Source organism: Shewanella sp. GutDb-MelDb, assembly GCF_002836075.1.
Taxonomy (GTDB): Bacteria; Pseudomonadota; Gammaproteobacteria; order Enterobacterales; family Shewanellaceae; genus Shewanella.
The window spans coordinates 1-10,326 of record NZ_PJBM01000189.1 but is presented as its reverse complement, the minus strand read 5'-3'; the positions used below and the strand labels follow the sequence as shown (position 1 = coordinate 10,326).

General features: G+C 42.5%; 8 protein-coding genes. 6 read left to right on the top strand and 2 right to left on the bottom strand.

The features are described 5' to 3' along the window. The first annotated feature begins 268 nt into the window (after window positions 1-268). From CXF82_RS09495 to hemN, 4 genes are all read left to right on the top strand, one after another. Window positions 269-946 carry a class I SAM-dependent methyltransferase gene (locus CXF82_RS09495; protein ID WP_101090155.1) on the top strand — a complete coding sequence of 226 codons (678 nt, stop codon included), beginning with the start codon at window positions 269-271 and terminating at the stop codon, window positions 944-946. A 45-nt stretch (window positions 947-991) separates the two neighbouring features. Beyond that, on the top strand, window positions 992-1,537 hold the full coding sequence (yihI, locus tag CXF82_RS09490; RefSeq protein WP_101090156.1) for a Der GTPase-activating protein YihI: 546 nt from the start codon (window positions 992-994) through the stop codon (window positions 1,535-1,537). Window positions 1,538-1,626: 89 nt separating this feature from the next. After that, window positions 1,627-2,094, top strand: coding sequence for a DUF2489 domain-containing protein (locus CXF82_RS09485; protein WP_102039973.1), 468 nt, complete (start codon window positions 1,627-1,629; stop codon window positions 2,092-2,094). A 264-nt stretch (window positions 2,095-2,358) separates the two neighbouring features. After that, a complete protein-coding gene (hemN, locus tag CXF82_RS09480) occupies window positions 2,359-3,735 on the top strand; it encodes an oxygen-independent coproporphyrinogen III oxidase (protein WP_101090170.1) in 1,377 nt (458 codons plus the stop codon). Window positions 3,736-4,077: 342 nt separating this feature from the next. On the opposite strand, the gene CXF82_RS09475 is transcribed toward hemN, so the two are convergent. Together CXF82_RS09475 and CXF82_RS09470 are read right to left on the bottom strand one after the other, a co-directional pair. Then, the gene (locus tag CXF82_RS09475) at window positions 4,078-6,045 is read right to left on the bottom strand and encodes an alkyl/aryl-sulfatase (protein WP_102044082.1); all 1,968 of its coding nucleotides are present in this window, start codon (window positions 6,043-6,045) and stop codon (window positions 4,078-4,080) included. A 367-nt stretch (window positions 6,046-6,412) separates the two neighbouring features. Beyond that, entirely contained in the window at window positions 6,413-6,652 is a 240-nt protein-coding gene (locus CXF82_RS09470) for a hypothetical protein (protein WP_102039975.1), read from the bottom strand. A 162-nt stretch (window positions 6,653-6,814) separates the two neighbouring features. Between CXF82_RS09470 and CXF82_RS09465 the strand changes: the two genes are divergently transcribed. Further along, a complete protein-coding gene (locus tag CXF82_RS09465; RefSeq protein WP_102044081.1) occupies window positions 6,815-8,611 on the top strand; it encodes a DUF885 domain-containing protein in 1,797 nt (598 codons plus the stop codon). A 112-nt stretch (window positions 8,612-8,723) separates the two neighbouring features. Continuing rightward, window positions 8,724-9,698 (top strand): alpha/beta fold hydrolase, encoded by a 975-nt coding sequence (locus tag CXF82_RS09460; protein ID WP_101090160.1) that lies wholly within the window; start codon window positions 8,724-8,726, stop codon window positions 9,696-9,698. Window positions 9,699-10,326: the final 628 nt, after the last annotated feature.

Below are 10,326 nucleotides of genomic sequence, written 5' to 3'. Positions count from 1 at the left end.
AGAGTGGGGGTTACTCAACATTATTGATTTTATCAAGGGAGCGACCATTACTTGCAATCAATGCTTTGATTAAACCTCATTAAACTCCCACTGATTCCTGCATCTTCAGGGAGAACGGGTATATACTGGCTAAAGACCCTTTAAAAATTGGTTTATATCTTGCTATCAATTCATACTCTTAGTTCGCCATTTAGCGTAGCACCACGTTTTTATCAGTCTCTTTCGGTTTCAATATCTTTAATGCATTAATTTGAGAGGGAGTCGTTTTATGCGTCGATGCCCGTTGTGCTTGAGTAGCAATAGCCAACTATTCTATGAAAATAAAAAGCGCAGTTTATATCGTTGTCACCAATGTGAACTCGTATTTGCTGACGCCAACTCGCATTTGCCACCCAATGCCGAACGACAAAAGTATCGCCTCGCTAACAACAAACACAAATTACTCTCACAATTCCTGTTTGATTTAGTGTCTCAATGCGAAACAAGCGGACAATCATTACTCGGTCTTAATTTCGGCAGAACCTTAGATCCCAAGAGCTTGCAAAGGGTGACAGAGCGTGGCCATATAATTAATCAATATGACCCTAGCCTAGCACCTTGGAATAGACAGCTAAAACAGCAATACGATTTCATCTGCTGTTATCGTGTTTTTGAGCATTTCAGGTTTCCCTACAAAGAGTGGAGACTACTGTGTGAGTTAGTCAAACCTGGCGGCTGGATTGCGATTAATACGCCATTACTGACCGATCTCGACGGATTTGATAAATGGCACCACAAAAATAACATCACCCACGTTAGCTTCTATCAACAACAAAGTTTCAAATATCTGGCTAATAATGCCGGTTTTAAGCTATTATTTGCGGCAAACGATCTCATTCTGGTGCAAAAACCATCAGGATCTGGTATAACACGCGGCCAAACTTCAATTGTTGATAGAGATTATTAGTTTTGTCGGCAGCAGAGTCATTTAAGTTAACGAGATAAGCAAATCATGTCCCGTAGTAAGAAATCGCGTAAGAGCAACGAGAATGCTCCAAAATTAGCCCCAAGAACTAAGAAAAATGATCGTGTTCTTGGAGGTAAGAAACAAATTGCCGGCAATAAAGCGGGAAGTCGTCATAACGCTTCAATGATTGAAAGCCAAGCGAACGGTGGCAGCGCTAAAAACAGCGATCCACGTCACGGCAGTAAAAAGCCTATTCAGCTTAATATCGTTAAAGAGCAGAAGGTAGAAAGCAAGCCAAAAGGGCCTAAACTATCTGATGATGAAAAACTATTAAAGCTAGAAGAGAATCCGAGACTCAATGGTCTATTGGATATGCTTGAGGAGGGTAAAAACCTAACTCCAGATGATCAAAAGTGGTTAAATAAGCAATTAACCCAAATTGAAACTCTGTTAGATAAACTCGGTATTACCGAAGAAGAAGAGCTACCTCAGCCTAAGACTAAACCGAAGAAAGCCGTCAGCGATGACGACCTCTTCGACAAGTTTGAATCTGGTGCAGATCTGCTTAAAGATTTCCAACAGAAAGACTAGTCCTTAGAGACACAGCTCCTATATGGCATCTTAATTGATGCCATATTTTTATCTGACACTCTCACTTCCCGACTGTAACAGGATTTAGCATGACAACAGTTCTTATCGTTATTGGCTTTTTTATTATCGTTGCACTAACGACTTATGCAACTTACCTGCTGATGCGTATACGTAAGCAGAATCAAGCTAAAATCAAGCAGCAACAAGAACAGGCTGCAACGGCAAAAGCAAAGTCAGAAGAGTTACTCGATAGTGTACGTTACATAGCAGCAGCGATGATCGAGGAGCGTTGTGAGCTATCAGAAGGGGTAATGCGTATAGCTAAGTTATTTAACTTAGTTGGTATGTCAGAGTTAGTCAGCGAACAGTATCCTGCAACATTCAAGCATTTTGAAGTCATCAAAGAGCACCCAATTAAAGAAAGTCGCACTGCACTGTCCAAAAAACAGCGGATGAAACTGGATTTTGCTCGAATACAATCAGAGGGTGAGCTAGAGAGTGAAATCTTAAAAGAAGCTAAACTACTTAGTCAATTTAACGCCTCCGCACTGCATTAATCACCCGCTACAACTATGGTTATAGCTTGTACTATGGCTATATTGGATCTCTACCCAGATCTCAGTTATAGAAGATTTTATTAATATAGGGTGAGTCTGTGCACAAAATCTACTTAACAGCGCAGACATAAACTCCAAATTCAGCGATATTCTATCGCTCTTTGTTACCCACATTTCAAATTTACAACATGGATCAAAGTTATTGCACAAATAACGATGCATACTTCACATGTTGCTAAATTACTATACATCGGAGGATACGCCTTGAAGCAGCCCACCCAAATTAGCTGGGATCAGTCAATGATCGAGAAGTACAACTATAGCGGCCCACGTTATACCTCTTATCCAACGGCGCTTGAGTTCGATGATTCGTTTACCGAAGATAAATTGCTGACCTCCATTAAAAACAGCAAGAGTGATAAGCTTTCTCTTTATATCCATATCCCTTTTTGCGCCAAACTTTGTTACTACTGTGGCTGCAATAAAGTCATCACTCGTCATCAGCATAAAGCCGATCAGTATCTTGAGTATCTTGCGAAAGAGATAATTAAACGCGCCCCGTTATTTAAAAACTATTTAGTCACACAAATTCATTGGGGTGGCGGTACGCCGACATTCCTTACTCCTGAGCAAATTCTAACGCTGTCAGCACTTGTTAAAGCAAACTTTAACGTTGCTGAAGTCGGTGAATACTCGATTGAAGTTGACCCACGTGAAATAGAGCTATCGATGCTCGACACGCTAAAAGAAGCGGGCTTTAACCGCATCTCTATCGGTGTTCAGGATTTCAATAAAAAGGTTCAAATTGCTGTCAATCGCGAACAAGACGAGCAGTTTATTTTTGACCTGATGGCACGCGCTAAAGAACTTGGCTTTGTTTCTACAAACATTGATCTTATCTACGGCTTGCCACATCAAACTCCAGAGACATTTGCTGAAACAATGCAACGTGTTCTCGATCTTGATCCGGACCGTTTGTCTGTCTTTAACTATGCTCACCTGCCATCACGTTTTGCAGCGCAACGTAAGATTAAAGATGAAGACTTAGCGTCTCCACAGCAAAAGCTAGATATGCTGCATCAAACAATCGAAACCTTAACCGGTGCAGGTTACCAATATATCGGTATGGATCACTTTGCTAAACCTGATGATGAGCTTTCAATTTTACAAAATGAAGGCCGCTTGCACCGTAACTTCCAAGGTTATACCACTCAAGAAGAGTGTGACCTACTTGGTTTAGGTGTCTCATCTATCAGCCAAATTGGTGATTGTTATGCTCAGAACCAAAAAGATGTTCGCCCTTACTTCGAATCTATCGATGCTAATGGTCACGCACTTTGGAAAGGTTGTGGCTTAAACCGCGATGACGAGATTCGTCGCGTCGTTATTAAGCAGCTTATCTGTCACTTCGAGCTTGATATGGCCCTGATAGAAGAAAAGCTGAATATCAACTTTGAAGAGTACTTTGTAGAAGACTTAAAACTGCTACAGACATTCATTGATGATGAGTTAGTCGACATTACTGACAGAAAGATCACCATCAGCCCAACAGGCCGTTTGTTGATCCGTAATATCTGTATCTGCTTTGATGTTTACTACCGTGAAAAAGCAAGACAGCAACAATTCTCGCGTGTTATCTAATTAAGATGCACACATAAAAAACCGGCATTAGCCGGTTTTTTTATGTCTCGAACAAACCGATTATGTATTAGCTGCGTATAATGTAAAGTGTTCATCCTCTGAGATAAATGCCACCTCAACACCCTTTACATTGCAAACGAGTAAACTCTACATCACTAAGTCCGCCTTCGTTTTAGCGTGTTTGCGCCCATTCCCTCGTAATGACATTTCTCTTTTACTTTAAAATCGGTTTCATCGAGTTCCCCAATGAGCTCAACCGAATAAGTTGATGATCCAAGCAGCTCAGTAAAAAGAGCACCTAGGATCTCAGCTCTAGGCACTCCCTTTCTAGTGAACCTTCAGCTATGGCGTCACGACGTTAAACCAAAAATTGAAGTCATCTAACATGCCGAGAAACTCTTTAAACTGCTTTTGGTCACCGCTGATGTTCACCGAACCATTCTTAATTGCTTCATCGAAGCTGAGCTCTTTGAGCTGGATACTATTCATGGTTTTCATGCTCATCACCAAGGCTACATCGGGTTTTTCAACTTGGTTCTGACTATGGTGCAGCACAGCGTTCTCTAAAGTGAGTGTGTACTGACTTTGGAGGTCCGTAAAATCAATATTAATATTAAGTAATTTACCTTCAGCTTTACTCGAATCAAGTCTTACCGCTAAGAAATCAAACAGCATTGCTGGTGTCATTGCACGTATGGTATCTGGTGTTGCTGTTTGAGTACCTCCTGCTAATGGTACACCGTTTCGTAATTCATAAGCCCCCTGTAGATACACTGAGCGCCAAGGACCAGATTCAGCCTGATAGCCAAGTTGCTCAAAAGCATCAGCTAACAACTCTTTCGCGGGTTGGCTCTTAGCGTTGGCAAATACGGCATGCTTCATCACTTCGGCGACCCAGCGATATTCTCCTTTATCAAATGACGCTTGAGCTTTCTTAATCACTGCCGCTTCGCCTCCCATAAACGCCATATACTTTTTAGCGACCATCTCGGGCGGTAGGTTGTTGAGGTTAGATGGATTACCGTTATACCACCCCATATATCTTTGATATACAGCCCGACTGTTATGACGCAAGGTGCCGTAATAGCCCCGAGTCGCCCAGTTCTGTTCAAGCTCTGCAGGTAGGGTAATCATCTCGGAGATCTCTTCCCCCGTATAACCTTGGTTCATCATACGAACAGATTGATCATGGGTAAATTTGTAGATATCACGTTGTTTTTTAAAGTAGGGAATAATGTTTTCGCTATCCCATAGCGGCCAGTGATGACTCTGGAATTTCACTTTTGCTTGGTCACCCCACGTATCTATGGTTTCATCAAGAAAGCTTGACCAAATCAATGCATCCCGCACTTGAGCGCCACGCAAGGTCAAAATATTGTGCATGGTATTGGTGGTATTTTCCGCCATCCATAGTGCTTTCATGTCAGGGAACCAGGTATTCATTTCCGCGGGCGCCTCACTACCTGGTGTGAGTTGAAACTCCATGTTTACCCCATCAATATTGAGTTTCTCACCTGTTTTAGTGATCTCATGACTAGGTAATAATAAGCCAGCGAGACCGGTTGAAACCGTCATACCTAAGCCGCCATTGACGCCGCCTTTAGCATTACGAGGTAGCATGGCACCGTACATATAGACGGCACGACGCCCCATAGCATTACCAGCAATTACATTTTCGGAGACCGCATGTTCGGTAAAGTGCTCGGGGGAGATCACTTGAACTTTTCCGGACGCGACCTCTTCAGCAGTCGCAATACCCGTTGCACCGCCGTAGTGATCAATATGGCTATGGCTATAGACGATAGCAACAACGGGACGTTCCCCTAGTTGCTTATTGATGAAATCGAGAGCCGCTTTTGCGGTCTCTGGTGAGATCAGTGGATCGAAGACAATCCAGCCTGTTTTACCCTTAATAAAAGTGATATTAGTTAGATCAAAGCCACGAATTTGATAAATGTTCTCGGTGACTTCAAAGAGGCCATGTTGGATCACGAGTTGCGAGTTACGCCACAAACTGGGGTTAACGGTATCAGGTGAATCTTTATCGATACTAATATAGGTTTTGTATTGCTCTAGATCCCAGACGACATTGCCCTGTGCATCTTTAATCGTGACAGTATCTGGCTTGGCGATAAAGCCACGCTGTGCATTTTTAAAATCTTGCCTATCGCTGAAGGGAAGGGCTTTGAGTACTGCGGCATTTTCTTTTTTGGTAAATTCTGAGGCAGGTTTTGACTGAGTCGCAGCCATAGTTGAGTGAGGTAAAATCAGAGAAAATGCTATTAACAAGGCAAGCTTAGATCTATTCATTACAATTCCTTTTATAACTGAGAACTACCAACATCCAGATTCCTAACCTAGTCGGTATTAGTCGAATGAGCAATAGTTGAACCACAATATGAAAGACCTACCTATGCCGCGAGTAACTGTCACAGTAATGGTAACCGACGGCTAATACAGCTACGAAAGCGATACCCACAGCCAAGAACAAGACTAAGTCATTGTTTTTAGCTTAATTAAGATGTAAAACAGAGATTAAGTGACGTCACATGTTAAGGTGAAAAATCACGACGTAGACATATTCGCAGAGCTTTTTCTGTCGCATAGCGTATTTTGACACCTTGGTTTAAGGGAGATAATACGGTCCTGTCACAGATAGATAAAACGTATATCAACATTAAGTACCTATGGCTTTACTATTGTCTAGCTGTCGATAAATACGCTTTATAATTAATGTGTTGAACAAAAACATCTCATTAACATTGTCGAATATAACCATCAAAAATAAAAGAAATGATACATCAATATTCAGAATGAAAATCTTGGGAAGAAACTGAATAGTACTTGCTGGCGGTGCACTTAACTCATGCAGATAGACATCGCTAAAGGCATAGGTCCATAGGGAAACTTGTATCATTCAGCCTCCTAGTTATATCAGAGGAGTCTGTTTTCATCGTTTATTGTGGTTTAGAGTCAGTTTGCGACAAAGCCCTTTAACTTATCGGCGTGACCTTTTACGCCGCGATCGGCATAATCAAAGTCAGAATAAAAATAAATCCATAACAAAAACGGATATAACATGTACAAATACTTGCTCCCCTCCATTTTAGTCATCAGTCTCAGCGCCTGCCAAACTCTCTCTATTGCTCCGACCTCTCAAACAACAACCGTTGCAACATCAGCAAAACAATCGATAAATGCACAACTGCAAATAGCAATCGACCAGGCATGGCAGATATCATTAGATGAAAGTCCTAGTTTGGCATATTCATTGGGCGATCTATCCGCAGCAGGAAAGCTGCAAGATCTATCGCCAACAGCCCTAGGCTCACTAAATCAACGTCGTGTTACGTTGTTAAGTGAAATAAAAGCACTTAATAGAGCGGAGTTGAGTGCCGATGATGTTATCAACGCCAAAATTTTACAAGACCAATTGCAAAATAGCGTTGACCTATATCGCTATAAAGACCACTACATCCCTTTGTCAGCCGAGAGCGGCTTTCATGCATATATAGCCTCAATCGCCAATGGTCGCTTTGCAAAAATAGAAGATTATCAAAATTATATTAGCCAGCTGAAAGCATTGCCGACTTACTTTTCACAGCAAACCTACTGGTTAAAGCAAGGACTTGCATCTGGGATCACACCAGCCAAAGTAACCCTAAATGGATTCGAAACCAGCATTAGTGCCTTTATTGTACCAGTGGAAGAAAGCGGCTATTTTAAGCCTTTCACTGAATACCCAGCGTATTTCAGTGACGCTGAAAAGATAGCGTTAACCAACCAAGGTTTAGAACTAGTAGAGAACACTGTTTTACCTCAATACCAAGCTTTTTATGACTTCATGGTTAATGAATATATTCCAAATGCACGTACTGATATTGCGGCTTCAAAACTGCCTAATGGTAAAGAGTTTTACGAAAACCGAGTTCGTTACTACACCACACTGGACATGACATCAGATGAAGTGCACCAACTAGGCTTAAGCGAAGTTAAGCGTATTCGAGCAGAAATGCAGCAAATCATTGACGAGGTTGGATTTGAAGGCAGCTTTGCTGATTTCCTCCACTTTCTAAGAACAGATCCGCAGTTTTACCCTAAAACAGCAGAAGAACTTCTAAAAGAAGCGGCCTACATCGCAAAAAAGGCAGATGCTATGCTGCCCAAGTACTTCGGTAAACTACCGCGTCAGCCATACGGTATTGCCCCAGTGCCAGCTGAAATAGCCCCTAAATACACCACGGGCAGATACTCCGGCTCCAACCGAGATGATGAACCAGGCTACTATTGGGTCAACACCTATGCGCTCGATAAACGACCACTGTATGAAATGGAAGCTTTAACATTACACGAAGCAGTACCGGGGCATCACCTACAGATATCATTAAATCGAGAGCTAACAGAACTACCCAGTTTTCGCCGTTATGGTTATATCTCAGCATTTGGTGAAGGTTGGGGTCTCTACTCTGAGTATCTAGGGCTTGAAGCTGGATTCTATCAAGATCCTTACAGTAATTTTGGTCGACTTACCTATGAAATGTGGCGAGCAGCAAGACTTGTCGTCGATACGGGTATGCACGCAAAAGGGTGGAGTCGTCAGCAAGCAATCGACTTTATGGCAAGTAACACCGCCTTATCACTCCATAACGTGACTACAGAGATCGACCGCTACATCTCGTGGCCTGGCCAAGCTCTATCTTACAAAATAGGGGAGTTAACCATTAAGCGTTTACGCGCCCAAGCGGAGCAAGAACTAGGCGAAAACTTCGATATCAGGGCATTTCACGATGCTGTGTTAGCCAATGGTTCTGTTCCTATGTCGATTCTTGAGCAGCAAATTAACGACTTTATAGAGCAACAACAAGCCGCGCTCTAACCGGGTCCAATAAAATGGTCGCTATATGCGACCATTTTATTATCCACTAGACCCCCTTATAGCAAAGGGAGTTTGTTACACTGCAAATATCTTTATCCAATAGAATACAACCATGCCAAATGCTGCTGAACCTGCCATATCACTAAGCTCTGTCTGTACCTTTTCATCTGAGCATCATCTAAGCAGCCCCGAGCAAGCTGCATTTTGGCAGCAGGTAACACAAGCAAGTTTTAAAACCAAAGATGGTATATCACTCGCTTATGCATCGGTTATTCAACAAAATAGCAAAGGCACCATAGTACTAAGTAGTGGACGAGTCGAATCCTACTTAAAGTATAAAGAGCTCATGTTCGATCTTTACCGCCAAGGCTACGACTTGTTTGCTATTGATCATCGTGGCCAAGGACTTTCCAGCAGAACGACCGTAAACCTCCATCAAGGACATATCGACAAGTTCCAGCGTTATGTCGACGATTTCGACGAATTTATATACAACATCGTTAAACCAGTTCAAGAGAGAGACTATTTTCTTGTCGGTCATTCGATGGGGGGAGCCATAGGCACTTTGTATTTAGCTCAGCATCCAGGTGTGTTTAAATCAGCTGTATTTTCAGCCCCAATGTACGGTATAAAACTCCCGCTACCGAAGCGCTTCATTCGTAAACTAGCATCGCTGTTAGATAATCATAGTAACCAAAATCCAAACTATGTATTGGGCGGCAAAGATTATCATGCCGATCCATTTGAAAAGAACGACCTAACCAATAGCAAACTGCGTTATGACGACTATAGAGATCTCTATCAACAGCAACCTAAACTACAGTTAGGCTCACCAACAAACCGTTGGTTAGTAGAATCTATCGATGCTGGAGAGAGTGCGATAAAAGCAGCTCAAAATATCAATATTCCCTTATTAATACTTCAGGCAGAAGAAGACACCATTGTGTCTAATGCAGCTCAGAAACGCGCAAGTACAGGCTTTTGTAAGTTAATCAAAATCCCCTATGCACGGCATGAGATCTTTATGGAGCGTGATACAGCTAGAAACACAGCACTCACGGCTTTACTTAACTTTATACAAGTTTAAAACTCCATCTTCAGCAATACTACTACCTATAAAATAGCCCGTTGCGTTAACAACGGGCTGTTCACTCTCTTTCGAGACCAATCTTAGAAAGAGTGGCGCCTGGAAATGTTCCGCTCGCACTTAGCTGCGACGGCCACTACACGATTATGCCGATCCTATTGCCCCTGCATTCCGTCGTTCCGGCAATTCAGCAACGTAAAAACACCCAAATCGCAGACGTAAAAAAGCCCATTGCGTTAGCAATGGGCTATTCACTCTCTTTCGAGACCAATCTTAGAAAGAGTGGCGCCTGAAAATGTTCGACTCGCACCTGGGTTATATCGGCCACAACACGATTATGCCGATGCTATTGCCCCCTGCATTCTGTCGTTCCGGCAATTCAACAACGTAAAAACACCCAAATCGCAGGCGTAAAAAAGCCCGTTGCGTTAGCAATGGGCTGTTCACTCTCTTTCGAGACCGAACTTAGAAAGAGTGGCGCCTGAAAATGTTCGATTCGCACCTGGGCTATATCGGCCACAACACGCTTATGCCGATACTACTGCCCCCTGCATTCCGTCGTTCCGGCAATTCAGCAATTCAGCAATTCAGCAATTCAGCAATTCAGCAATTCAGCAATTCAGCAACG